29 protein-coding genes are annotated in these 23,372 nt (G+C 46.2%); 27 read left to right on the top strand and 2 right to left on the bottom strand.

The genetic code is table 11. The features are described from left to right. Positions 1-2: 2 nt before the first annotated feature. From LZT22_RS03370 to LZT22_RS03330, 9 genes are read left to right on the top strand one after another with little or no spacing between them, the layout of a single operon-like run. Positions 3-671, top strand: a complete 669-nt coding sequence (locus LZT22_RS03370; RefSeq protein ID WP_233923636.1) for a phosphoribosylanthranilate isomerase — start codon at positions 3-5, stop codon at positions 669-671. Positions 672-710: 39 nt separating this feature from the next. Next, entirely contained in the window at positions 711-1,904 is a 1,194-nt protein-coding gene (gene trpB / locus LZT22_RS03365) for a tryptophan synthase subunit beta (RefSeq protein ID WP_233923635.1), read from the top strand. Positions 1,905-1,907: 3 nt separating this feature from the next. Beyond that, entirely contained in the window at positions 1,908-2,720 is an 813-nt protein-coding gene (trpA, locus tag LZT22_RS03360; RefSeq protein WP_233923634.1) for a tryptophan synthase subunit alpha, read from the top strand. 21 nt (positions 2,721-2,741) lie between these two features. Next, positions 2,742-3,635, top strand: a complete 894-nt coding sequence (gene accD / locus LZT22_RS03355) for an acetyl-CoA carboxylase, carboxyltransferase subunit beta (protein ID WP_233923633.1) — start codon at positions 2,742-2,744, stop codon at positions 3,633-3,635. Beyond that, entirely contained in the window at positions 3,636-4,961 is a 1,326-nt protein-coding gene (gene folC, locus LZT22_RS03350; protein ID WP_233923632.1) for a bifunctional tetrahydrofolate synthase/dihydrofolate synthase, read from the top strand. 3 nt (positions 4,962-4,964) lie between these two features. Further along, entirely contained in the window at positions 4,965-5,786 is an 822-nt protein-coding gene (locus tag LZT22_RS03345) for an SPOR domain-containing protein (RefSeq protein ID WP_233923631.1), read from the top strand. Continuing rightward, complete coding sequence (locus tag LZT22_RS03340) at positions 5,786-6,352, top strand: CvpA family protein (protein WP_233923630.1); 567 nt, start codon at positions 5,786-5,788, stop codon at positions 6,350-6,352. The genes LZT22_RS03345 and LZT22_RS03340 overlap by 1 nt, the downstream gene beginning before the upstream one ends. Positions 6,353-6,356: 4 nt before the next feature. Beyond that, on the top strand, positions 6,357-7,892 hold the full coding sequence (purF, locus tag LZT22_RS03335; RefSeq protein WP_233923629.1) for an amidophosphoribosyltransferase: 1,536 nt from the start codon (positions 6,357-6,359) through the stop codon (positions 7,890-7,892). A gap of 5 nt (positions 7,893-7,897) precedes the next feature. Beyond that, positions 7,898-9,115 carry an O-succinylhomoserine sulfhydrylase gene (locus LZT22_RS03330; protein WP_233923628.1) on the top strand — a complete coding sequence of 406 codons (1,218 nt, stop codon included), beginning with the start codon at positions 7,898-7,900 and terminating at the stop codon, positions 9,113-9,115. A gap of 15 nt (positions 9,116-9,130) precedes the next feature. Here the strand turns inward: LZT22_RS03330 and LZT22_RS03325 are convergent, their stop codons facing one another. Then, positions 9,131-10,264, bottom strand: coding sequence for an ABC transporter ATP-binding protein (locus LZT22_RS03325; protein ID WP_233923627.1), 1,134 nt, complete (start codon positions 10,262-10,264; stop codon positions 9,131-9,133). After that, positions 10,258-10,920, bottom strand: coding sequence for a molybdate ABC transporter permease subunit (gene modB / locus LZT22_RS03320; protein ID WP_255700891.1), 663 nt, complete (start codon positions 10,918-10,920; stop codon positions 10,258-10,260). The genes LZT22_RS03325 and modB overlap by 7 nt, the downstream gene beginning before the upstream one ends. A gap of 227 nt (positions 10,921-11,147) precedes the next feature. Between modB and LZT22_RS03315 the strand changes: the two genes are divergently transcribed. From LZT22_RS03315 to LZT22_RS03230, 18 genes are all read left to right on the top strand, one after another. Further along, complete coding sequence (locus LZT22_RS03315; RefSeq protein WP_233923626.1) at positions 11,148-11,465, top strand: helix-turn-helix transcriptional regulator; 318 nt, start codon at positions 11,148-11,150, stop codon at positions 11,463-11,465. A gap of 12 nt (positions 11,466-11,477) precedes the next feature. Continuing rightward, on the top strand, positions 11,478-11,669 hold the full coding sequence (locus LZT22_RS03310) for a DUF2892 domain-containing protein (protein WP_233923625.1): 192 nt from the start codon (positions 11,478-11,480) through the stop codon (positions 11,667-11,669). A gap of 40 nt (positions 11,670-11,709) precedes the next feature. Then, positions 11,710-13,074, top strand: coding sequence for a sulfite dehydrogenase (soxC, locus tag LZT22_RS03305; RefSeq protein WP_233923624.1), 1,365 nt, complete (start codon positions 11,710-11,712; stop codon positions 13,072-13,074). A gap of 61 nt (positions 13,075-13,135) precedes the next feature. Beyond that, positions 13,136-14,179 (top strand): c-type cytochrome, encoded by a 1,044-nt coding sequence (locus tag LZT22_RS03300; RefSeq protein WP_233923623.1) that lies wholly within the window; start codon positions 13,136-13,138, stop codon positions 14,177-14,179. A gap of 71 nt (positions 14,180-14,250) precedes the next feature. Then, positions 14,251-14,700: a thiosulfate oxidation carrier protein SoxY gene (gene soxY, locus LZT22_RS03295; RefSeq protein WP_233923622.1), complete on the top strand. Its 450-nt coding sequence runs from the start codon at positions 14,251-14,253 to the stop codon at positions 14,698-14,700. A 74-nt stretch (positions 14,701-14,774) separates the two neighbouring features. Continuing rightward, complete coding sequence (gene soxZ, locus LZT22_RS03290) at positions 14,775-15,083, top strand: thiosulfate oxidation carrier complex protein SoxZ (RefSeq protein ID WP_233923621.1); 309 nt, start codon at positions 14,775-14,777, stop codon at positions 15,081-15,083. A gap of 40 nt (positions 15,084-15,123) precedes the next feature. Further along, on the top strand, positions 15,124-15,951 hold the full coding sequence (soxA, locus tag LZT22_RS03285) for a sulfur oxidation c-type cytochrome SoxA (RefSeq protein ID WP_233923620.1): 828 nt from the start codon (positions 15,124-15,126) through the stop codon (positions 15,949-15,951). Between the two features lie 14 nt (positions 15,952-15,965). Continuing rightward, complete coding sequence (soxX, locus tag LZT22_RS03280; RefSeq protein WP_233923619.1) at positions 15,966-16,631, top strand: sulfur oxidation c-type cytochrome SoxX; 666 nt, start codon at positions 15,966-15,968, stop codon at positions 16,629-16,631. A 6-nt stretch (positions 16,632-16,637) separates the two neighbouring features. Then, positions 16,638-18,371 (top strand): thiosulfohydrolase SoxB, encoded by a 1,734-nt coding sequence (gene soxB, locus LZT22_RS03275; RefSeq protein WP_233923618.1) that lies wholly within the window; start codon positions 16,638-16,640, stop codon positions 18,369-18,371. A 50-nt stretch (positions 18,372-18,421) separates the two neighbouring features. Next, positions 18,422-18,874, top strand: a complete 453-nt coding sequence (locus LZT22_RS03270; protein WP_233923617.1) for a DsrE family protein — start codon at positions 18,422-18,424, stop codon at positions 18,872-18,874. After that, positions 18,855-19,823, top strand: a complete 969-nt coding sequence (locus LZT22_RS03265; protein WP_233923616.1) for an MBL fold metallo-hydrolase — start codon at positions 18,855-18,857, stop codon at positions 19,821-19,823. Before LZT22_RS03270 ends, LZT22_RS03265 begins: the two co-directional genes overlap by 20 nt. A 19-nt stretch (positions 19,824-19,842) precedes the next feature. After that, complete coding sequence (locus LZT22_RS03260) at positions 19,843-20,190, top strand: hypothetical protein (protein WP_233923615.1); 348 nt, start codon at positions 19,843-19,845, stop codon at positions 20,188-20,190. Between the two features lie 18 nt (positions 20,191-20,208). Further along, positions 20,209-21,330 (top strand): YeeE/YedE family protein, encoded by a 1,122-nt coding sequence (locus LZT22_RS03255; RefSeq protein WP_233923614.1) that lies wholly within the window; start codon positions 20,209-20,211, stop codon positions 21,328-21,330. Positions 21,331-21,343: 13 nt separating this feature from the next. Then, positions 21,344-21,775, top strand: coding sequence for a YeeE/YedE family protein (locus LZT22_RS03250; RefSeq protein WP_233923613.1), 432 nt, complete (start codon positions 21,344-21,346; stop codon positions 21,773-21,775). An 18-nt stretch (positions 21,776-21,793) separates the two neighbouring features. Beyond that, on the top strand, positions 21,794-22,237 hold the full coding sequence (locus LZT22_RS03245; protein ID WP_370634800.1) for a DUF6691 family protein: 444 nt from the start codon (positions 21,794-21,796) through the stop codon (positions 22,235-22,237). Positions 22,238-22,266: 29 nt separating this feature from the next. Further along, positions 22,267-22,623 carry a TIGR01244 family sulfur transferase gene (locus tag LZT22_RS03240; RefSeq protein ID WP_233923612.1) on the top strand — a complete coding sequence of 119 codons (357 nt, stop codon included), beginning with the start codon at positions 22,267-22,269 and terminating at the stop codon, positions 22,621-22,623. Then, positions 22,624-22,941 carry a 4a-hydroxytetrahydrobiopterin dehydratase gene (locus LZT22_RS03235; protein WP_233923611.1) on the top strand — a complete coding sequence of 106 codons (318 nt, stop codon included), beginning with the start codon at positions 22,624-22,626 and terminating at the stop codon, positions 22,939-22,941. It begins immediately after the preceding gene. A gap of 1 nt (position 22,942) precedes the next feature. Continuing rightward, a complete protein-coding gene (locus LZT22_RS03230) occupies positions 22,943-23,371 on the top strand; it encodes a DUF2244 domain-containing protein (RefSeq protein ID WP_233923610.1) in 429 nt (142 codons plus the stop codon). Position 23,372: the final 1 nt, after the last annotated feature.

Raw genomic sequence — 23,372 nt, 5'->3', positions numbered from 1 at the left:
ATATGGGTTTACTTCAATACTCTCCTGGGAAAACCAGAATTAAAATTTGCGGCTTAAGGGATGCGGTAGCAGTGAATGCGGCCGTTCAGGCTGGCGCAGATGCGATCGGCTTGGTTTTTTATCCGCCTAGCCCACGAGCTATTTCGATCGAGGCAGCGCGCCCCTTAATGCAGCACATACCCGCTGGGGTCGATGTCGTTGCCTTGTTAGTGAATCCCAGCGAGGCTGAAGTTGAGCGCCTGCGCACCAATTTGCCCATTACTTTGTGGCAGTTTCATGGGGATGAATCTCCCGCCAACTGTATCGGGCTCGCAGCCGGCCAACCTTGGCTTAAAGCAGCCAGAATTGGGGAGAAATTCGCCTTTGCCAATTTTTCCCTACAATATGACTTAGCTAGTGCTTTTCTCTTAGATGCTTTGGTTGCAGGATATGGGGGGGGCGGGCTACCTTTTAATTGGCAAGGGATTCCACAGTCATGGGTAAGCGCAAACGCGCATCGGGTCGTTTTGAGTGGTGGGTTGAACGCGCACAACGTCGGCGAGGCCATTGCTCGCTTGCGACCTTGCGCAGTGGATATTTCGAGTGGCGTTGAAATTGCCAAAGGCGTAAAAGATCCAACGCTAATCCGTGAATTTATTGAAGCGGTGCGCGCTACCGATACACCCAATTAACCCTTAAAAGCGGTTACTGATTAATTAGAAGAGGTACTTATGTACGATAAACCCGATTCCCGCGGTCACTTTGGCCCTTATGGTGGAGTGTTTGTTTCTGAAACCCTGATGTTTGCTTTAGAGGAGCTCAAGCAGGCCTATGCCCGCTATCAACACGACCCTGAATTTTTAGCTGAATTTCACCGCGAGCTTAAGCATTTTGTTGGCCGGCCTTCACCGGTTTATCACGCAAAACGGTGGAGTGAAATGCTTGGCGGCGCGCAAATTTATTTAAAGCGCGAAGATTTAAATCACACCGGCGCCCATAAAATTAATAACGTTATTGGTCAAGCGATGCTTGCCAAGCGCATGGGCAAGCCGCGCATTATTGCGGAAACTGGCGCGGGCCAGCATGGGGTTGCTACAGCTACCATTTGCGCCCGCTACGGTCTGGATTGCACCGTTTACCAAGGCTCGGTCGACGTTGAGCGGCAAGCCCAAAATGTCTACCGCATGAAGTTACTGGGCGCTAAAGTCGTGCCTGTTGAGTCGGGTACGAAAACGCTTAAAGACGCCTTAAACGAAGCCATGCGTGACTGGGTGACGAATGTTGAAGATACCTTTTACATTATTGGTACTGTGGCAGGGCCCCATCCTTACCCAATGATGGTGCGTGATTTTCAAAGCGTGATTGGTGAAGAATGCAAAGTGCAAATGCCAGAAATGATTGGCCGTCAGCCCGATTATGTTTTAGCTTGCGTTGGCGGCGGTTCAAATGCCATGGGTATTTTTTATCCCTATATTGAATATCCTGAAGTACAACTGATTGGCGTCGAGGCTGCTGGTCGTGGCATTGCTAGTGGTGCGCATTCAGCAGCTTTATGCGCTGGCAAACCCGGTATCTTGCATGGTAATCGCACTTACTTGTTGCAAGACGATAATGGCCAAATTGCAGAAACCCATTCGGTTTCTGCGGGGATGGATTATCCAGGGGTAGGGCCTGAACATGCCTGGTTAAAAGATTCTGGTCGCGCTGATTATGTGGCCATTACCGATGCGGAAGCACTCAAGGCATTTCATGACTGCTGTCAAATTGAGGGCATCATTCCTGCGCTTGAGTCGGCCCATGCAATTGCCTATGCATGCAAAATGGCGCCCACTTTAGCTAAAGATAAAACGATCTTAATTAATCTCTCCGGGCGCGGTGATAAAGATATGCACACTGTTGCATTGGCAACGGGTTCAGAGGGCTAGTTCATGTCAAAAATTCAGGCTCTGTTTGCCGATTTACACCGCACTGGTAAAAAAGGACTGATCCCTTTTATTACTGCGGGTGACCCCGACCCGGCCTCGACAGTCGAGTTGATGCATGCTTTAGTGCGGGGTGGTGCGAATTTAATTGAGCTGGGAATCCCTTTTTCTGACCCAATGGCCGATGGTCCAGTCATTCAGCGCTCTTCGGAACGGGCTTTAGCCAAAGGGGTGACGTTGCGGCAATGTTTAGCGATGGTGCAACAGTTCCGCTCCAGCGATAACGCGACACCAGTAGTCTTAATGGGTTATGCCAACCCCGTTGAGCAAATGGGTGCAGAGTCTTTTGCGCAGCAAGCTAAGGCCGCTGGGGTAGATGGCGTACTGATTGTGGATTATCCGCCTGAAGAGTGCATTGATTTTGCTGCGTTGATGCGGGTAGCTGGAATTGATCCTATTTTCTTGTTAGCCCCCACTTCTTCGCAGGCACGGATTGAGGCAGCCGCGAAAGCAGCTTCTGGTTATATTTACTATGTTTCCTTGCGCGGTGTTACGGGTGCGGCACATTTAAGCACCCAAGATATTGCCAGCATTATTCCTGCGATTCGGGCAACCACAGCGCTTCCCATTGCTGTTGGCTTTGGAATTCGTGACGCCGCTAGTGCGCGTGCAGTGGCTCATTTGGCCGATGCGGTCGTCATTGGTAGTCGGATTATTCAATTGTTGGAAGAGTCGGTTAAGCAAGGTGAGATGACTGCAGCAGTACAATCACTAGAAAATTTTATGCGTGAAATTCGTGCCGCCCTCGATGCGCAATAAAACTATTAGAGATCATCATTAATGAGTTGGATCGATAAACTACTTCCCCCGCAAATTCAACAAACCGACCCGGCTAATCGCAAATCGATTCCAGAGGGTTTATGGGTCAAGTGCCCCGCGTGCGAAACCGTTTTGTATAGCACCGATATTGAAGCCAACTTGTCAGTTTGTCCTAAATGTGCGCACCATATGCGCATTGGCGCACGGCAACGCCTCAAGGCATTGTTAGACCCTAAACCACAGGAAGAAATTGGTGCGACGATTTTTCCGTTGGATCCATTAAAGTTTTATGATTCAAAAAAATATCCCGATCGCTTAAAAGAAGCTAAAGATGTCTCAGGTGAGAGCGAAGCATTAATTGTGATGGGTGGAAAAATTGCAGGTATTCCGGTAGTGGTCGCGAGTTTTGAATTTCAATTTATGGGCGGCTCAATGGGTTCGGTAGTGGGTGAGCGTTTTGTGCGCGGCGTTGATGCGGCGATTCAACAAAAATGTGCATTCATCTGCATTACAGCTACAGGTGGTGCCCGCATGCAAGAAAGTTTGTTATCGCTTTTACAAATGGCCAAAACCAATTCGATGTTAACGAAGTTAGCGCACCAAGGTTTACCGTTTATTAGTGTTTTAACCGACCCAACTATGGGTGGAATTTCAGCTAGCTTTGCTTTCATGGGCGATATTGTGATGGCTGAGCCGCAAGCTTTAATTGGTTTTGCTGGTCCCCGAGTGATTGAACAAACTGTGCGTGAAAAATTACCCGATGGTTTTCAGCGTGCTGAATTTTTGTTGCAACATGGTGGCATTGATATGATTGTTGATCGGCGCCAAATGCGCAGTGAAATTGCGAATTTATTAGCGCTTTTACAAAGTCGCCCAGCGCCAAACGTTGTTACAGTTTCTGAAGATCTTGCTTAGTTGACTTCAGCACCAGCGAACCCTTACTTTTTTGCAACCCTAGAAGCATGGCTTAGCCACTTAGAGGTAGCGCATCCGCTTGGCATTGATATGAGCCTAGAGCGGATTACTTTAGTAAAAAATGCCTTAGGCCTGCAAATAACTTGCCCTGTAATAACCGTTGCTGGTACCAATGGCAAAGGTTCAACTTGCGCTTTTTTAGAAGCCATTTTGATTGCGGCGGGCTATCGCGTCGCTTGCCATACTTCGCCCCATTTATTGCACTTCAATGAACGCGCTCGCTTGCAGGGCGTGGCTGCAAGCGATGCACAATTACTCGTCCACTTTGCTGCTGTAGAAGAAGCCCGTTTGCGGGTTCCTAACACCCCAACCCTAACGTATTTTGAATTCACTACTTTAGCAATCTTGCATTTATTTGCCCAAGCGAATTTAGACGTAGTGATCTTAGAAGTTGGTATGGGTGGCCGTTTAGATGCGGTAAATATTATTGATGCCGATTGCGCAATTGTTACCAGTATTGATATTGATCACGCCAGTTTTTTAGGGACAACCCGCGAAGCGATTGCGAGAGAAAAAGCTGGTATTTTTCGGGCCGGTAAGATAGCTGTATGTGGTGATCCATTGCCACCACAATCCTTAATCGACTATGCAACAAGCCTAGGTTGCGATTTACATCTTTCCGGTCGCGATTTTCATTTTCAAGGTGATCAACAGCAATGGGCATGGTCAGGAAGGGATAAGCGCTTTAGTGGCTTAGGTTATCCCGCTTTACGTGGCGCCAATCAACTCTTAAATGCGGCGGCTGCGCTTGCTGCTTTATCTGCTTTGCACCACCGCCTACCCGTATCGGCGCAAGATATTCGACTCGGCTTTGCAACAGTGGAATTGCCCGGCCGCTTTCAAGTTTTGCCTGGTAGACCAACTCGTATCTTCGATGTGGCTCATAATCCCCATGCTGCTGCAACCCTTTATCGCAGTTTGGATTCCATGGGTTACTTTCCTTATACCTTTGCTGTTTTTGGAGCGATGGCCGATAAAGATATTGCAGCTGTTTTGCAACCCTTTATATCTTTGGTTGATTATTGGTTTTGTACCGATTTACCCACAGCTCGAGCAGCTAGCGCGTTGGCAATCAAAGCGCAATTGCTCGCTTTGGGCGTAGCGGAAGAGCGCCATAAAGATGGCGGGATCCGCTGTTTTGCCGATCCAGCTAAGGCTTATCAAGAGGCTGTCGCAAAAGCCGGCGAGGGTGATAGAATAGTGGTCTTCGGATCCTTCTATACTGTTGCTGGCGTAATGGCTTATCGAAACAACCTGGTTAATTGATCCATGATTCGTTTACCGAAGCTGTTTAATCGCAATACCAAACCCGAGCCGGTCGGTCGGGTTCCTATCGGCAGCCGATCGCGAGCCAGCAGCAAATCAGGCGGTGCTTCAAGTGCCTACCAGCGTTCCTCACAAACCCAATCGGCCGATGATCCTGCTTTAACAGAAGATCCTGATCGGCAACGCGCCCGTCATCGTTTAATTGGCGCAGCAGTTTTAGTGCTAATTGCAGTCGTAGGTTTGCCCCGCCTCTTAGATGGAAGCCCGAAAACGGTGAGCAATGATATTGCTGTCAATATAGTCACCAGCTTGCCCTTGGTTGGTGCTGTGGTTAGCAGCTCGCCAGCCAATACACCTCCTGTTACAACCCCAGTCATGACACCACCAGCACCTAGCGCACTGGCTGTGACGCCACCAACGCAAGCGGCGACAGAGTCTGCAACAGAAACTAAGCCACCACCTGTTTATGCCCCGATTACGGTTGCACCAGCAAAAAACTTGGGCTTAGCTGCAGGTGAAGAAGTTGTTAAGCCTAGTTCCAGCGCTTTGGCTGACAATGCTATCCCAGAGGTGAAGACCAGCGGCACAAAGTTTGTGATTCAAATTGGCGCATTTGCCTCAGAAGAACGTGCAAAAGGTTGGATTGCTAAATTAAAAGAACAAAAAATCCCCAATTATGTGTTGAATAGAACCAGTGCTGATGGCACTAAGTTATTTGTTTTACGTGCGGGGCCATTTACCGACAAAGACGCGGCAGAAGCGGCGGAGAAAAAGATCAAGGCAATGGGTTTAAGCCCGCGTTTAGTAGAGGTAGGGAAAGCCTAATGGAACTCCTAGCTTCGTTGAAGTTAACCCCAGTAGATTATGTTGTCTTTACAGTGCTTTTAATCTCGGCCTTGGTGGGTGTGTCGCGCGGTTTATTTAAAGAAGTACTCGCACTATTTTCATGGATCATCGCTGCCTGGATTGCTTATCACTACAGTGAATACTTATCTACTGAGTGGCTGTCGACGTTCAAAATGGATGAGCTCTTTCGTCTTGGTTTAAGTTTTCTGATTTTATTTGTCGCCGCTTTAATTGCCTGTGGCTTGTTGGGCGGCATCATTCAAAAATTAATTTTGTCGGCTGGCCTCAGTTTGACTGATCGTTTTTTAGGCTTAATTTTTGGCTTGTTACGGGGCGCAGTAGTAGTAGTTATCCTGGCAAGCTTGGCGGCTTTAACGCCACTTACTCAATCTACCGATTGGCGCTTAGCAAAAACGCGCACTACTCTAGAAATTGCCACTAGCTTAATTAAAACGTGGTTACCAGCTGATTGGGCTAGTCAATTAGGTGCTTTACCAAAGGGTGCTATCCCAAACCTTGCTTTACCACTCAAATTAGGAAGCTAAGGCTATGTGCGGAGTTGTTGGCAGTGTTTCACACTATCCCGTAAATCAATTGCTGTATGACGCGTTGTTGCTGTTACAGCATCGTGGCCAAGACGCCGCTGGAATTGCCACCATGAATGGCAATTCTTTTGCGATGCATAAAGCTAATGGCTTAGTGCGAGATGTTTTCAGAACGCGGGATATGCGGAGCTTAATTGGTAATGCAGGCATTGGGCAAGTGCGTTACCCAACTGCAGGTTCGGTAAGCAATGAAGAAGAAGCGCAACCATTTTATGTTAGCGCACCGTACGGCATTATTTTGGTACATAACGGTAACTTAACCAATGCACTCAGCCTACGGGTAGAAATAGCCTATCTCGATCGACGCCACATTAACACTAATTCTGATACCGAAGTACTACTTAATGTATTGGCCGATGAATTACAACGCGAAACTAATGACGCGCCTCTAGATGAAGACGCTATGTTTAAAGCAGTAAGTAGTTTATCGCGGCGGGTGAAGGGCTCTTATGCAGTAATCTCGATGATTGCGGGCTATGGTTTACTGGCTTTTCGTGACCCCTTTGGCATTCGTCCTTTGTGTATTGGTCGACTTGATACCGCAGATGGACCAGAATGGTTAATTGCTTCTGAATCTGTCGCCTTAGAAGGTCTTGGCTTTACGTTTGTGCGTGATGTCAATCCGGGTGAAGCCATTTATATTGACCTTGAGGGCAATTTTTCTTGCCGTCAATATGCTGAATCAAGCCTAGTGCCGTGCATTTTCGAATATGTGTATATGGCGCGTCCCGATTCAACCATTGACGGTGTTACTGTTTATAACGTGCGCATGCGCATGGGTGATTACTTAGCAGAAAAAATTCGTGCTGAAACCGATGTTAGTCAAATTGATGTCGTTATGCCCATTCCAGATTCAAGTCGACCCGCTGCTATGCAAGTGGCTAAACGCTTGGGCATCGCTTATCGCGAAGGCTTCTTTAAGAATCGCTATATTGGTCGTACCTTCATCATGCCTGGTCAAGAGGTGAGAAAAAAATCAGTACGCCAAAAATTGAATGCTATGCGCGTTGAATTTAAAGACAAAACGGTTTTAATTGTTGACGATTCAATTGTGCGGGGAACTACTTCCTATGAAATTGTACAAATGGCTCGTGAAGCGGGCGCTAAAAAAGTCATTTTTGCCTCGGCTGCGCCACCCGTGCGTTTTCCTAATGTCTACGGGATTGATATGCCTACCCGAAGTGAATTGGTTGCTTATGGGCGTACCGATGAAGAAATTAACCGCCTCATTGGCGCTGACCAATTAATTTATCAAGACGTTGAAGATATGAAGCAAGCTGTGCGGGATATTAATCCTGATTTAAAGGAATTTGAAGCCTCCTGCTTTGATGGCCACTATATTACAGGTGATATTAACGAGTCTTATCTCGATGCACTAGAAGCCGCGCGCAACTCCGAGTCGGCGCAAGCCGATCGGCAAAAAGACCCTAGCGATTTTGCCCGCTCGCAATTGCATCTGCATTTAGCTACCGAAGATTAAATACCATGACGCGTAAACCCCCTAAGCGATCACCGCTTGATTTTACTCAGCTTGCCCAAGAGACGGTTGCGGTACGCGCTGGCACACGGCGCACCACTGAATTTAATGAGCATTCAGAAGCCTTATTTCTAACGTCTAGCTATTGCTTTAATAGTGCTGCCGAGGCGGAAGCGGGTTTTGCGAATGCGGAAGATGGCTTTATTTATTCTCGCTTTACAAACCCTACAGTGAGTATGTTTCAAGATCGCTTAGCCGCTCTTGAGGGTGGTGAGGCGTGTATTGCCACCGCATCTGGAATGGCAGCCATTTTGAGTGTAGCGATGGCGCATTTACAAGCTGGCGATCATGTGGTGTGCTCGCGCTCAGTGTTTGGAGCAACCATTCAATTATTTACGACCATCTTAGGGCGCTTCGGCATTACTACAACTTATGTCGATGTTTGTGATAGCAAAGCCTGGAAAGCAGCAGCCCTACCTAATACCCGTATGTTTTACTTAGAGACGCCTTCCAACCCATTAACTGAGTTAGCTGATATTGCTGCGATCGCTAAAATTGCCAAACAAAAGAATGCCTTATTCGTAGTGGATAACTGCTTTTGTACTCCTGCATTGCAGCAGCCTTTAAAGTGGGGTGCAGACGTCGTGATTCATTCCGCCACCAAGTATTTAGATGGTCAGGGGAGGGTCTTGGGCGGCGCAATTGTGGGTAACAAGACTTTCATTATGGGTAAAGTATTTCCCTATGTGCGCACGGCGGGGCCAACCCTTTCAGCGTTTAATGCCTGGATTTTTCTGAAGGGTTTAGAGACCCTCGACTTGCGCATGAAACAGCAAAGCAGTAACGCTTTAGCTTTGGCGAAGTGGTTAGAAAAACAACCGGCGATTGCCCAAGTCTTTCATCCGGGTCTGCAATCGCACTCCCAATATGCTTTAGCACGTCGCCAACAAACGGCGGGTGGCGCAATTGTGTCATTTGTTTTAAAAGGCGGTAAAAAAGCAGCTTTTCGTTTAATCGATCAAACCCGCTTATGTTCAATTACCGCCAATTTAGGTGATACCCGCACAACCATTACGCATCCTGCCACTACGACCCATGGTCGAATCTCGCCTGCGGCGCGCAAAGCAGCGGGGATTAGTGATGGCTTGGTGCGGGTGGCAGTTGGGCTTGAAAATGTCGCCGACCTGATTGCTGATTTCAAACTAGCCCTCAGTAAGAGCGCCTAGTTTTAGGCGACCCATTTAATGGGCTGGTAATAGTCTGCGTGGATCATTAATAGGGCGCAGCGGCATGATATGAATTTTACTGGCATCAAGCTCTAAGAAGACTGTACTGCCAAGCTGAATTCCCAGTCGTTTGATTTCGGCTGATGAGGCTTCCCAAACCAGCGATTCTTTGCTGGCACCGACGCTAAAACGGACAACTGCGATTTGACCAATAGAGCTAAGGGCCTCAACTTGTGCCGGCAAATAGTGCGGAGCAGCTTGCGAATAGACAGTTAAACCCTCTGGCGGAATAACCCAGGCTACTGGGCTAGCAGGGGGAATTTTACCTTTATCTAAGACGTCAAAATGCCAATCATTCGCCAGCCAATCGAGGCGTCCTGAGTTAAAGATGCCATTAAATACATTGGGAATGCCGACCAAGGCAGCGACCCTTGAATTGCGTGGTTTTTGAAATAATTCATTGGGGGCGGCAGTTTGTAGGCCAATGCCCTGATCAATGACGGTAATGGTATCAGCCAGTAAATTGGCCTCACGTAAATCGTGCGTAACTAAAATCATCGGAATGGCGAGGTCTTGGCGTAATTCTGCCAAAATTCGATAGAGATTTTGGCGGGTAGGATTGTCAATGGCTGAAAATGGTTCATCCAATAGCAGTACCTTGGGATTTCTGGCTAAAGCGCGAGCGAGGGCAACCCGCTGTTGCTGCCCGCCTGAGAGCTGGCCTGGAAAGCGCTCAGCGAATTCACTCAGAGCCATTCGCTCCAGCCATGTTCGCGATTGCGCAAGCCGTGCTGCCTTAGATAGTCCACTATTTTCTAGGGCAATGGCGACATTATGTAATGCCGATAGATGGGGGAAGAGGGCGTATTGTTGAAATAAAAAACCGCAAGAACGCTGTGCTGGCGAGTAGTTCGTGATGGCTTGATTGGCGATTCGCCCTTCATACCATGTTTCACCAGCACATTCAATGAGCCCTAACTCGGGCTGATGCAAGCCGGCAATTGTTCTGAGGATGGTGGTTTTACCGCTACCCGATGGGCCAACTAAAGCATGCAACTCACCAGCCGCACAGTTGAGATTCAGTTCCAAAGGAATGCGAGAGTGATAGGGGTTGCCGTGTGACTGGCTCTGGATGCGGACTTTCAGCATGAGCCGATCCGTTGGGCGCGCCGCTGACTATTGGCGCCAAAAAAACCATATGAGATCACGATTGCGCAAAGCGAAATACCCAATAACAAGAGCGAAAGCAGCCCTGCACCTGAGACATTAAAACTTTGCACTTGATCATAAATAGCAATCGATGCCGTTTTTGTTTTACCAGGTATTGCTCCGCCAATCATGAGAATGACGCCAAATTCGCCTAGCGTATGGGCAAAGGTTAGTACCGCAGCGCTAAGCACACCACGCCAAGCTAAAGGTAGATTAATGCGGTAAAAGATTTGCCAAGCGTTTAAACCGCAGACCTCAGCTGCCTCTTTAAGGGCGTTGGGGATAGCTTCAAAGGCTCGCTGAATCGGTTGTACGGCAAAGGGCAAATTCACTATTAAAGAGGCAATTAGAATGCCGAGAAAGGAAAATACCAAAGGCTCACCAAACAGTGTTTTGCCGCTAAAGCCCACCAATAGGTAATAACCTAAAACCGTGGGGGGCAGCACCAAGGGTAGTGCTAGTAAGGCCTCGAGCCAGGGCTTCCATCTACCAGCCGTGACCAAATGATGCGCCAGCCAAATACCCAAAGGCAAAATAATCAGCAGCGTACAAAAAGCCAGCTGGAGCGATAAGAAGATGGCTTGGGTATCAATCATGGTGGAATCACCGCCTATATTAGCTGAAAGAGTTACTGGGGCCTGGCTAGCTCAATCACTGCGCAGCGGTTTGTTAGCAAAACTAGGGTTTCTACTTACTTTATAAAAATATATTATATTTAATTAGAAAATATTTATTATTTATCTTATAATTATCGGCATTCATTACCAGGCTTATTAAGCAATGTAGATTCAATTGATAACCGCAGATCATCACTAATAAAAAAATGGTACAAATTACCAATAAAATTGATTTAAAAAAAATGCGTCAATCTGCTGATGGCGCATGTAAATTAATGAAAGTGCTCTCGAATCGCAATCGATTAATGCTTTTGTGTGAAATTAGCCAGGGTGAAAAATGCGTCAGCGATTTAGAGGTGGGACTTGGAATTGTTCAGCCCACCTTGTCGCAGCAGCTAACAATTTTGCGGACGCAAAAACTCGTTAAGACGCGCCGCGAAGGTAAGCAAATTTACTATTCATTAACTAGCCCCATTGCTATTTCAGTAATGGATTTGTTGTATCAACACTACTGTAAAAAATAACTAGGAGTTTATATGCAATGCAACGTTGGTAATACAGATCGATATTTGCGCATGGTAGTCGGCGCTGTTTTAATTCTCTTGGCGCTGCTTGGCGTAATTGGCGTGTGGGGCTGGATTGGCATTGTGCCGCTTGCAACAGGTTTTTTTCGCTACTGCCCAGCTTATACTTTACTCGGTATTGGCGGTAATAAAACAGCAAAATAAGTTTACCAAGTTGTAATAATTCAGCGTTTAATTTATGGCAATGAAAGAAAATAGAGTTCGCGCAAAAATCCGTCAGGCCCCAGAAGGTTTTCTAGGCCTGGACTTGATTGCAGAGGTTAATCAATTCGGCTTAGATCAAAAGCGCCGCAGTTTTTTGCGGCAGGGTTTGGCGGCTGCAGCAAGTGGGGCCATTGGTACGGTCGGTACAGGCTTAGCGTTACCTGTTTTAGGAGCGGTTGAGGGCGACCCAGCCATTTTAGAAAAACAGGTGTGGCAAACCACCCTAGGAAAAAACGTCGCCACTATGCCTTATGGTACGCCATCGGTATATGAGGCAAACTTAATTCGACGTGAATCACCAGGGCTTACGCGTGTATCGGCTGCTTCGGTGGCCTTTACTCCGTTGCAAGGGTTATTTGGCATTATTACTCCTAATGGTTTGCATTTCGAGCGACAACATCAGGGCTGGTACAACATCGACCCTAATTTGCACCGCTTAATGGTGAACGGCCTAGTAAAAAATAGCCGCGTATTTACGATGAGCGATTTAATGCGCTTACCATCGGTGTCGCGCATTCACTTTATTGAGTGTGGGGCAAATACGGGTTTGGAGTGGGGTAATGTCGCCGTACCTACGGTGCAATACACCCATGGCATGTTATCTTGTTGCGAATTTACAGGGGTGCCACTCAGTCTTTTATTGGACGAGTGCGGCGCTGATTTAAAAAAAGGTAAATACCTCTTGGCTGAGGGTGGCGATGGTTCGGGAATGACGCGCACAATTAACTTAGATAGCGCACTCAAGGATAGTATTGTGGCTTGGGGCATGAATGGTGAAATGCTACGCCCAGAGAATGGTTTTCCATTGCGCTTAGTAGTGCCCGGAGTGCAAGGGGTTAGTTGGGTTAAGTGGTTACGCCGACTCGAGGTTGGTGATATGCGATACGCTTCTAAAGATGAGGCAGTCCATTACAACGATTTGATGCCTGATGGTTTAGCGCGGCAATACACCTCAATTCAAGAATGCAAATCCGTCATTACCACGCCTTCGGGTGGCCAGCAACTCCTTGAAAAAGGTTTTTATAACATTACGGGCTTGGCTTGGTCTGGTCGCGGCAAAATTAAGCGGGTCGACGTTTCAGTAGATGGTGGTAATAACTGGCGTACTGCCCGCTTAGAAACGCCAATCTTAACGAAAGCACTCACGCGCTTCAATATCGATTGGACATGGGATGGCGCTCCAGCCATTATTCTGTCGCGAGCCATGGATGAAACTGGTTATGTGCAGCCCACGATCAAAATGCTACGCGATGTAAGGGGTACGCGTTCGATTTATCACAATAATGCAATTCAGGCGTGGAAGGTTGATAGCAATGGCGAGGTGAGTAATGTTCAAGTTGGCTAAGCAGAATTGCGCTCGGTTCTTGCGTCATACACTAAACCTATGCTTCGTACTAGCCACGCTGGTGGCCCTACCGAGCTTTGCTCAAAATGCTCCCGCTAGTGCGGCATCGAGTTTGCCTCATTATCAAGGTATCGGCAGAATAGCCACCGCAGCAGAAGTGAATGCTTGGGACATTGATGTACGCCCAGACTTTGCTGGTCTTCCCAAAGGATCAGGCTCGGTTGCGCAGGGTCAAGCATTATGGGATGGAAAATGTGCGAGTTGCCACGGTACCTTTGGTGAGTCGAATGAAATTTTTACCCCGATTGTGGGTGGTACAACACAAGATGATGTGAAGTCAGGTCGAGTAGCGTCGTTAAACGACAATAAACAGCCTCAACGAACGACCTTAATGAAGGTTGCAACTCTATCTTCGCTGTGGGATTATATTTATCGGGCTATGCCATGGAACGCACCGCGCTCGCTTTCCAGCGACGATACTTTTGCTTTGCTAGCGTATATTCTTTCTTTGGCAGAAATCGTCCCTGATAATTTTGTCTTAAATAACCTTAATATTGCGGACGTGCAAAAGAAAATGCCTAACCGCAATGGCATGACTTTGAAACATGGTTTATGGGATGTGGGTGGAAAGCCAGATGTTCAAGCCAAAGCGTGCATGAATAATTGTGTTGCGTTTGTGCAAATTGGCTCAAGCTTACCTGATCATGCGCGCAATGCGCACGGCAATTTGGCTGAACAAAATCGAGAATATGGGCCATATCGTGGGGTGAATACCAGTCAACCCCCTTTAGCCCAATTACCGCTTCAAATAGTTGCTGCACCGAGTACAGCTCAGGTTGCGACGGCTAAAATGAGCGGTCCAAAACTACTTTTTAAAGATAACAATTGCTCTGCTTGCCATGCCGATCATAGTAAGTTGGTAGGGCCATCGATTAGCGATGTGGCCACCAAATATCGGGGTCAGTCTGGCGCTGAGGCTAAACTAGTGGCAAAAGTAAAACAAGGCGGATCGGGGGTATGGGGGCCCATCCCAATGCCTCCCCATCCCGATATATCGAGTAAGGATTTACAGGTTTTGGTGCATTGGATGCTAACTGGGGAATAAATACCAGTGGTTGTTAGCTTTCCTTGCGATTGATCGACAAAAGGTGTTTGAGTTTGACTGAAGGAGTTTTTATGAATAAGCAGCGACGAGATGTAATAAAGTACTCGGCCATATTTGGATTGATGGCTGCAGCAGGTTTAATTAGCGAGGCGCAAGCTCAAGCTTGGAATAAAGCTGCTTTTGAGGGCAAAAGCCTTGACGATGTTTTTAAGGTACTCGGCAGTGCTCCAGAAAAATCGGGCGCCGTAACGTTAAATGCCCCTGATATTGCTGAAAATGGCGCGGTTGTACCCGTGGGCATTTCTACTACCTTGAAGGCAGATCAATTGGCTATTTTGGTAGAAAAAAATCCTAGTGCTTTGGCAGCCTTATTTTTTATTCCTGCTGGTACAGAGCCGTTTGTGACAACCCGCATCAAAATGGGTCAAACTTCTAATGTCTATGCACTAGCAAAGGCAGACGGTAAGTGGTTGATGTCTTCTAAAGAAGTAAAAGTGACTTTGGGTGGCTGCGGCGGTTAAACCCAATGTCGATGAATAAAGCAATACAGATTATTACTAATGGGGATTTTCCCTTAAAAGATTAAGGAGCAATAATGGCTGATCCAATGCGCGTAAGAGCAACCGAAAGCGGTGGCGTAGTTGATGTAAAAATTTTAATGAAGCATGATATGGAATCAGGTCAGCGGAAAGATGCTGCCGGCAAAATCATTCCAGCGTGGTTTATTAGTACTCTAAACGTAAAGGCGCAAGGTAACGACGTATTTAATGCTCAGTTTGGGCCTGCAGTATCCAAAGACCCCTTTTTGAATTTTAAATATAAAGGCGCTAAGGGTGACAAGCTTGTAGTTAGTTGGGTTGATAGTAAGGGTGATAAACGTACTGATGAGGCAACCGTCGCTTAGGTTTTGTATTGCTTTCCAATAATAACAAGGGATAAAAGCCATGAGACAGCATTTTTCGCTGAGTTGTAAATTCGGGTATGCAATATTGTTTAGTGCCTTAGCCACACTTGCACTGGTAAAGACGGTGCAAGCGCAAACCGCAAGCGAGGGCATTGCTAAATACCGCGAAATGATTGCCGATGGCAATCCTTCTGAGCTCTATGAAGCGGCAGGGGAAGAATTATGGAAAAAGCCTATGGGCCCAAAAAATGCCACTTTAGAGCAGTGTGATTTGGGTCTTGGCCCTGGCGTGGTTGCGGGTGCTGCGGCACAGTTACCGCGATATTTTAAAGATAGTAATCGCGTACAAGATCTCGAGTCGCGACTGATGACTTGTCGAGAGAAATTGCAGGGCATCGATCCACAAGCCACTATTGATGCCCCATTTCAGGTGGGCCCCAAAAAAGAAATGGAAGCTTTGGTCGCTTATGTAGTCACCCTCTCAAAAGGTAAAAAAATTAATGTCAGCACCACGCATCCGAAAGAAAAAGAAATGCTGGCTTTAGGCAAGCGCGCTTTTTTCTTTGAGGGTGGACCGATGGATTTTTCTTGTGCCTCTTGTCATGGAGAAAATGGTAAACGAATTCGCTTACAAGACTTGCCTAATTTGACTACTCAAGCTGGGGCGGCCTTGGGTTGGGGATCTTGGCCTGCGTATCGTGTTTCTAGTGGTCAATTTTGGACAATGCAACAACGTTTAAATGATTGTTATCGGCAGCAACGTTTTCCCTTCCCAATTTATGGCTCGGATGTGACGATTGCTTTATCCATGCATATGGCAGCTACAGCTAATGGGGGAATTGTGCAAACCCCAGGCTTAAAACGATAAGAATGGAACTCAAAATGAACTATGTAAAACATAAAAATATGCGCACATTAGTTAGCTCAGCCCTGCTATTGAGTGCTACCGTATTGGGTTTCCTGAGTTTTTCAGGCATCGCCTTAGCGCAACAAAAGGCTGACCCAGCATTTCAGAAAATGATGCAAAGCGGCTTTAAGGCTGATGGTATAGCAGGCTTAGACCGAATACAGCAAGACGAAACGCAGGCTTTTTGCTCTGATCCAGTCTTTGCTAACGGCAATAGTAAGGCAGCTACCGCTAAACGTGAAGCGATTCAAAAATTGAATATGGCTGAAATTCAACAACCTACAGACGGTAAATATGTGGGCGATTGGAAAAAGGGTGAAGCGATTGCGCAAAGTGGTCGTGGTGCTACTTGGACCGATACTGCGACAACCCCTGTGGGCGGAGGTTGTTATAACTGCCATGAAATTAATAAAAAAGAAATTTCTTATGGCAATCTTGGCCCTAGTCTATGGAACTACGGTAAGTCGCGGGGCTATTCGAAAGAAATGATGGTGTACACCTGGAATCGGATTAATAATTCGAAGGCTTATAACGCTTGCAGCAATATGCCGCGCTTTGCGCATTTTAAATTACTGAATGAAAAACAAATGCAAGATTTAATGGCTTTGTTATTAGATCCAGAATCGCCAGTTAATCAATAAGGTTTTATGTCAATTCATCGTCGCGAGTTTTTGCAGGCGCTAGCTATAGCTGCTGCAGGTGGAATGGGTTTAAGTGCTAATTTAGCTAGCGCACAAATTGCTGCAAAAAAATTCTATGATTTACCAGCCTTTGGTAACGTCCATTTATTACACTTTACCGATTGTCATGCGCAGCTTTTGCCAATTTATTTTCGCGAACCCAATGTGAATTTAGGTATTGGTCCGCAGGCTGGGCAGATGCCCCATTTAGTGGGCGATTATTTTTTAAAGGCCAATGGCATTGCAGCGGGAACACCCGATGCCCATGCCTTTACTTACCTAGACTTTAGTGCTGCTGCACAAAACTACGGGAAGATGGGTGGCTTTGCTTATCTTTCTTCCTTAATTCAGCAAATGAAAGCCTCTCGTCCCAATGCGCTGCTATTGGACGGCGGTGACACTTGGCAGGGTTCGGGAACAGCCTTGTGGACCAACGGCCAAGATATGGTTGATGCCTCCTTGGCGCTTGGGGTTGATGTCATGACGGCGCATTGGGAAATGACCTTAGGCGAAAAACGCGTCTTAGAAATTGTTGAAAAAGATTTTCGAAATAAAGTTTCTTTCTTGGCCCAAAACATTAAAACAGCAGATTTTGGGGATGACGTTTTTAGCCCCTATGTCATTCGACAAATGAATGGCGTTTCAGTTGCCATTATTGGTCAAGCGTTTCCCTACACACCAATTGCAAACCCACGTTATTTTGTACCTAATTGGACCTTTGGTATTCAAGAGGAAAATTTACAGAAAAATATTAATGAGGCGGTTGGTAAAGGGGCAAAAGTAGTCGTCTTGCTTTCACACAATGGGATGGATGTCGATTTAAAATTAGCCTCGCGGGTTACTGGTTTACATGCCATTTTAGGTGGCCATACCCATGATGGTGTGCCAATTCCGGTGAAGGTGAAAAATAGCTCGGGCGTAACATTGGTGACTAATGCCGGATCGAATGGAAAATACCTCGGTGTTTTAGATTTCGATGTGAAGGGCGGGAAGCCAGTTGATTTTCGTTATAAATTATTACCAATCTTCTCAAATTTATTACCTGCCGATGCCGGCATGAGTCAATTAATTCAAAAAATTCGTGCTCCATTTGAAGTTAAATTAGCTGAAAAATTAGCCGTAACTGACGCTTTACTCTACCGCCGAGGTAACTTCAACGGCAGTTTTGATCAAGTGATTTTAAATGGTCTAATGAGCCAAAAGAATGCAGAGATTGCCTTTTCACCCGGGTTCCGTTGGGGCACTTCATTGCTACCAGGGCAAACGATTACGATGGAAAATTTACTCGATCAAACAGCGATTACTTATCCCTACACTACCGTTTCCAATATGACGGGAGAAACGATTAAAAATGTTTTAGAAGATGTGGCGGATAATTTATTTAACCCGGACCCTTATTACCAGCAGGGCGGAGATATGGTGCGAGTTGGTGGGTTACAGTACACCATCGATCCAGCTGCATCCATGGGTGGCCGTATTTCAAATATGCGCTTGAATGGCAAGCCACTTGACGCTGATAAATCTTACCGCGTAGCGGGATGGGCGCCAGTTAGCGAAGACTCTAAAAATCTCGGCGGCGAGCCAATTTGGGATGTGATTGCGCGGCATTTACGCGAAATGAAAACAATTAAAGCGGTTAAATTGAATGAGCCCGAAGTTAAGGGTGTAAGCAATAACCCTGGGATGGTGATTTTAAATTAGTAGTCACAATCAAGCGAGCAAATTTATTAGCGTAGGCCTAAAGGATAATGATGAAATATAAATTTACTACTGCCGTATTGCTCACGCTCGTTTTAACTTTTGCTGCGCTGGGTTCTCAGCTCAGTTTTGCACAAAGCGCCAATACCCCAACTCAAGTGGTATATCACGTTGATGATGCTGAAACCCAAGGACTAAAAGCCCTGCGTAATATTCGCAACCATTTGGATACTGCACCAAGCACTAAAATTATCATGGTAACGCACGCTAACGGAGTTGATATCTTGATGGAAGGCGCTAAGGATAAAAAAAATAATGTTGAATATGCGCCCTTAATTGGAGCATTAAAGTCGCGGGGAGTGCGGTTTGAGGTTTGTGAAATTACTTTAAAAAATCGCAATTTAAAAAAAGATCAATTCATTCTCGATGCTGACTTCACCCCTTCGGGTGTGGTGCGAATAGCCGATCTTCAGGCAAAAGATCATTTTGCTTACATTAAGCCGTAATTACGGCGTTTTATTCCTGGGTTTATTTTGCCAGTTAGCACTGGCGCAGGGTCACAGACTCATTGATGTAAGCGATACGGTGCCGAATCAAATTCAACCTATTGAAGTCGCTAAACAAGTTTATTTTGTACAGGGCTTGCCTGAAATGGGCAGCGCCAAAAATCAAAACTTTATTTCTAATGCCGGTTTTGTGATTACGCCCAAGGGAGTGGTGGTCATTGACGCCTTAGGCTCGCCTATCTTAGCTGAGCAATTACTGCAAAAAATTAAGCTGCTTACTCCGCAGAAAGTAGTCGCTGTTATCGTAACGCACTATCATGCCGATCATATTTATGGTTTACAGGTTTTTCGTAATGCTGGCGCAGTTATTTATGCCAATGAAAATGGCAAGTTGTATTTAACTGCAGATGCAGCGCAGCAGCGTTTAATTAGTTCGCGTCAAGATTTTGCCCCATGGGTAAATCAAAATACGCAATTGATTGCGGCCGATCATTGGGTCAAAGATCGCTTTACGTTGGTAGTGGGAGGAGTAGAGTTTTTATTAATAAGAGCCGGGCCAGCACACACAGCTGAAGATCTTCTGGTCTACGTACCAAGCAAAAAAGTGCTTTTTGTTGGCGATCTGGTTTTTAATGGGCGTATTCCATTTGTAGGTAATGCAGATAGCCAGCGGTGGATCGCGTCTTTGCAACAAATTGAAAAACTACAAGCCGCAATTATTGTGCCTGGTCATGGAGCATATTCTAATAACCCGCCGCGTGATATCGCCTTTACAAGCGAGTATTTGCGTTATTTACGTCACTCCATGGCGCCTGCAGCGCGAAATTTAGACTCCTTTGATGAGGCCTATCAAGCCACCAATTGGGGGGAGTATGAGGGTATGCCATTGTTTCGTGCTGCTAATCGCATGAATGCGTATAACGTTTATCTCTCCATCCAAGAGGAGTAAATTCCTTTAAAATAGCGCCATGATCGGTTTTCGCGCTAAATCTCCTTTTCAGCTTTTTTTTAAAACAATGTGTTTTTTTATTGGCATTTTTTCTGCTAATGCTTTTTGTTTTGCTGCAGATACCGCCCTCAAAAATGGCAAGCTCATTGAAGAAACAAAATGCTATGCCTGCCATGCAAAAAAATCGGGCTTTGGTAATGGCGATATGATTTATACCCGTAATGATCGCAAGGTGGAGAGTTATTCACGCCTCAAAGCAATGGTCGCAATTTGTAATAGCGAACTACGACTCGATTTATTTCCCGAAGACGAGGCTGATGTTGCACAATATTTAAATCATCAGTTTTATCGTTTTAAGAATAATTAAGTAAGAATAACTAAACTAGTGCCAAATTCCAGCGATCTACTTCACCTTAGCCAACATATTTTGTGGCTAACTTTGGCAGTCACAATTTTACTGGGCGCATTAATGCAATGGTCGAGCTTTTGTACCATGGGCGCGGTATCCGATATCTTGGTCATGGCGGATTACACGCGTATGCGGCAGTGGTCTTTGGCAATTGGCGTGGCTATTGTGGGGGTGGCGGTTTTAGCTGCGCAAGGCTATATCGATCCGAGTAAATCTATTTATACCAGCAATCGCTTGCTTTATTTATCGACTATTATTGGCAGCCTTTGCTTTGGTTTTGGCATGGTCCTTGCATCTGGTTGCGGTAGTAAAACCCTGATTCGCATTGGCGGCGGTAATTTAAAGTCCGTCGTGGTTTTTTTTGTGCTGGGCTTGGTTTCCTACATGACTTTAAAGGGGCTCTTGGCAGTATTGCGCGTAAATACTATCGACACCTGGTTTATTTCCCTAAGCACTGCACAAGATCTACCCAGTATTTTTGCTGCCCAAACCAGTATGGCTAAAACCCATTTGCAACTGATTTTAGGATTGCTGATCGGCGGTGGATTTATTCTGTTCGCTTTGCTAAAAAAATCGTTTTGGCAAATCGATAATCTGTTGGCTGGGGCTGGGGTTGGATTGGCGATTGTTGCTATTTGGTGGGTTTCTGGCTATCTCGGCTATATTGCTGAAGATCCCAAGACCCTAGAGGAAGTATTTTTAGCGACGAATTCTGGGCGCATGGAAAGCCTTTCTTTTGTTGCGCCATATGCTTACACTCTCGACTGGTTGATTTTATTTAGCGATACCTCGAAGGTCTTAACACTTGGAATTGTGGCGGTTGGTGGCATGATCATTGGCGCTTTTCTTAGTGCTGTACTCACCAAAACATTTCGTTGGGAAACCTTTCATGGGGTCGAAGATACGGGCAATCATTTGCTGGGCGGCGCTTTAATGGGTTTTGGCGGGGTTACTGCCCTTGGCTGCACGATTGGTCAAGGTTTAACTGGGATATCAACACTCGCGCTTAGCGCTTTTTTAGCCTTGCCTGGTTTTATTGGTGGGGCGTGTCTAGGTCTGTGGTATTTGCAGTGGCGTCTTGAGCGCCAGGCCAACTAAAAGGTGAGGCGCTATGCACATTGATTGGACCGTATTTACACCCTTTCCCGCGTTATTAGGCGGCATCATTTTGGGTCTTGCTGCCGCACTGTATATTCATTTGCATGGGCGAATTTTAGGGGTTAGCGGCATTGTGGGTGGTTTGACTAAACCCGAGGCGGGCGATTGGCTTTGGCGTCTTAGTTTTGTGTTTGGTTTATTGTCAAGCCCGCTGTGGGCCAGTTTAATTTTTGATGTGCGAGCCATCGTGGTCATTGATGCAGGTTGGGGCGCATTAATTGTGGCCGGCCTCTTAGTGGGCTTTGGTGCTAGTTATGGTGCGGGGTGCACCAGTGGGCATGGTATTTGTGGGATTTCACGACTATCCTTAAGCTCTTTAGTGGCGACGATCACTTTTATGGGCACCGGCTTTCTAACCGTTTTTCTCCTGCGCCATGTCTTTTAGGTGGCCTTGGAGAGCGCAATGATGAAACGTCATTTTGGACTACTTAGTCAATTTGCCATCGGCGTTATTTTTGGTTTAGGCCTGATTATTTCTGGCATGACTAACCCGCAGAAAATTCTGCAATTTCTTGATCTCACTGGCAACTGGGATCCGAGCTTAATTTTCGTGATGTTGGGTGGTATTTTGGTGGGTTTAGCCGCTTTTTATCTCGCCCGTAAACGCACTGAAGCATGGTTTGGTGGGCTGATTCAGTGGCCCAAAACTAGCCCAATCGACCGCCATTTAGTCATTGGCAGCGGGTTATTTGGCATCGGTTGGGGAATTGCGGGATTTTGCCCAGGACCTGCTATCGTTGCCTTAGGGTCTGGGCATGCCAAGGCCTTGGTTTTTACCGTCATGATGTTCATCGGCATGCTGATTTATCAGTACCTAGGCAGCCAAATCAAAAAACGTCTACATTAATTACATTAAATGCTTTTTAAGAGGTTGAAATGAGTCTTGGAATTGCTTGTCATAATGCATTATTTGGTACGGTTGGACAAATTGCGCCAGCTGATTTAGCAGAAATTGCCGCTCAGGGCTACAAGAGCGTAATTAATAACCGACCTGACTATGAGGAGGGCCCCGAGCAACCCCCTCATGAAGCGATTCAAGCTGAGGCCTTAAAACTCGGCTTAAATTATGCCTTTTTACCCGTTGTTAGTGGTGCGATTACGCTTGCACAGGTTGAGGAAATGGCTGGCTTACTGAAAACCCTGCCAGAACCTATTCTGGCTTTTTGTCGCTCGGGCGCCCGTTCAACTAATCTATATCAAATGGCGGTGCATCTCAATCAAGAGCGCAGTTAAATGCCCGATTTGTTAAATGCCACAGAGCGGCGCGCCTTAGCAACGAGTTATCCTGCCTGGCAGCTACTCACAGAGCGCGATGCAATGAGCCGCACCTTTTTGTTTGCTAATTTTGAAGCTGCATTTCGCTTTATGCAAGGTTGTGCTGTTTATGCTGAGCAAATCGACCATCATCCCGAGTGGTTGAATGTTTGGAATCGTGTTGAGGTGGTCTTAACTACGCATAGTGCAGGCGGCTTAACTCAACTTGATCTGCAACTAGCTCAATGGATGGATCAAACTGCTAGTGCAATCGGCTTGCAGCCGCCGAAATCATAAAATGCGTACTTGGTTCATGAAGCGTAATTGTTCATTTACGCCACGGCAACTCAGCTATTTCTACTTTTCTTTGGCTGCCTTTTCATTAATAGTGGGCAGCTATTTTTTATGGCAAGGGATATGGGTCATTATTTGCTTTACTTTGCTTGAATTGACCCTGGTTGCAATTGCTTTACTGGTTTATTCGCGTCATGCGCTTGATTATGAAAAAATTTCAGTAGATGGCGATCTGCTCATTTATGAAAAGAGCTGGGGTGGCCAAGTTAGCTGTCACCAATGGAATGCCCGCTGGGTAAAATTAATTCATCTGCATAATGATCCCAATCAATTGGCTTTGCGTTACGGCAATGAAAAAAAGCCCATTGGTGTCTTTTTACGTGCTATCGATCGGCCCCGTTTTGAGCATGATTTACGCCTGCATCTTACTTAAC

The sequence above is a fragment of the Polynucleobacter sp. IMCC 29146 genome, from assembly GCF_021395195.1.
In the GTDB taxonomy this organism is placed as follows: domain Bacteria; phylum Pseudomonadota; class Gammaproteobacteria; order Burkholderiales; family Burkholderiaceae; genus Polynucleobacter.
The sequence above is the reverse complement of the archived record's forward strand: the minus strand, read 5'-3'. Positions and strand labels throughout refer to the sequence as shown.

Coding starts and splice junctions, on each gene's coding strand:
- LZT22_RS03370 (WP_233923636.1), top strand. CDS start 3: ATGGGTTTACTTCAATACTCTCCTGGGAAAACCAGAATTAAAATTTGC.
- trpB (WP_233923635.1), top strand. CDS start 711: ATGTACGATAAACCCGATTCCCGCGGTCACTTTGGCCCTTATGGTGGA.
- trpA (WP_233923634.1), top strand. CDS start 1,908: ATGTCAAAAATTCAGGCTCTGTTTGCCGATTTACACCGCACTGGTAAA.
- accD (WP_233923633.1), top strand. CDS start 2,742: ATGAGTTGGATCGATAAACTACTTCCCCCGCAAATTCAACAAACCGAC.
- LZT22_RS03345 (WP_233923631.1), top strand. CDS start 4,965: ATGATTCGTTTACCGAAGCTGTTTAATCGCAATACCAAACCCGAGCCG.
- LZT22_RS03340 (WP_233923630.1), top strand. CDS start 5,786: ATGGAACTCCTAGCTTCGTTGAAGTTAACCCCAGTAGATTATGTTGTC.
- purF (WP_233923629.1), top strand. CDS start 6,357: ATGTGCGGAGTTGTTGGCAGTGTTTCACACTATCCCGTAAATCAATTG.
- LZT22_RS03330 (WP_233923628.1), top strand. CDS start 7,898: ATGACGCGTAAACCCCCTAAGCGATCACCGCTTGATTTTACTCAGCTT.
- LZT22_RS03325 (WP_233923627.1), bottom strand. CDS start 10,264: ATGCTGAAAGTCCGCATCCAGAGCCAGTCACACGGCAACCCCTATCAC.
- modB (WP_255700891.1), bottom strand. CDS start 10,920: ATGATTGATACCCAAGCCATCTTCTTATCGCTCCAGCTGGCTTTTTGT.
- LZT22_RS03315 (WP_233923626.1), top strand. CDS start 11,148: ATGGTACAAATTACCAATAAAATTGATTTAAAAAAAATGCGTCAATCT.
- LZT22_RS03310 (WP_233923625.1), top strand. CDS start 11,478: ATGCAATGCAACGTTGGTAATACAGATCGATATTTGCGCATGGTAGTC.
- soxC (WP_233923624.1), top strand. CDS start 11,710: ATGAAAGAAAATAGAGTTCGCGCAAAAATCCGTCAGGCCCCAGAAGGT.
- soxY (WP_233923622.1), top strand. CDS start 14,251: ATGAATAAGCAGCGACGAGATGTAATAAAGTACTCGGCCATATTTGGA.
- soxZ (WP_233923621.1), top strand. CDS start 14,775: ATGGCTGATCCAATGCGCGTAAGAGCAACCGAAAGCGGTGGCGTAGTT.
- soxA (WP_233923620.1), top strand. CDS start 15,124: ATGAGACAGCATTTTTCGCTGAGTTGTAAATTCGGGTATGCAATATTG.
- soxX (WP_233923619.1), top strand. CDS start 15,966: ATGAACTATGTAAAACATAAAAATATGCGCACATTAGTTAGCTCAGCC.
- soxB (WP_233923618.1), top strand. CDS start 16,638: ATGTCAATTCATCGTCGCGAGTTTTTGCAGGCGCTAGCTATAGCTGCT.
- LZT22_RS03270 (WP_233923617.1), top strand. CDS start 18,422: ATGAAATATAAATTTACTACTGCCGTATTGCTCACGCTCGTTTTAACT.
- LZT22_RS03260 (WP_233923615.1), top strand. CDS start 19,843: ATGATCGGTTTTCGCGCTAAATCTCCTTTTCAGCTTTTTTTTAAAACA.
- LZT22_RS03250 (WP_233923613.1), top strand. CDS start 21,344: ATGCACATTGATTGGACCGTATTTACACCCTTTCCCGCGTTATTAGGC.
- LZT22_RS03245 (WP_370634800.1), top strand. CDS start 21,794: ATGATGAAACGTCATTTTGGACTACTTAGTCAATTTGCCATCGGCGTT.
- LZT22_RS03240 (WP_233923612.1), top strand. CDS start 22,267: ATGAGTCTTGGAATTGCTTGTCATAATGCATTATTTGGTACGGTTGGA.
- LZT22_RS03235 (WP_233923611.1), top strand. CDS start 22,624: ATGCCCGATTTGTTAAATGCCACAGAGCGGCGCGCCTTAGCAACGAGT.
- LZT22_RS03230 (WP_233923610.1), top strand. CDS start 22,943: ATGCGTACTTGGTTCATGAAGCGTAATTGTTCATTTACGCCACGGCAA.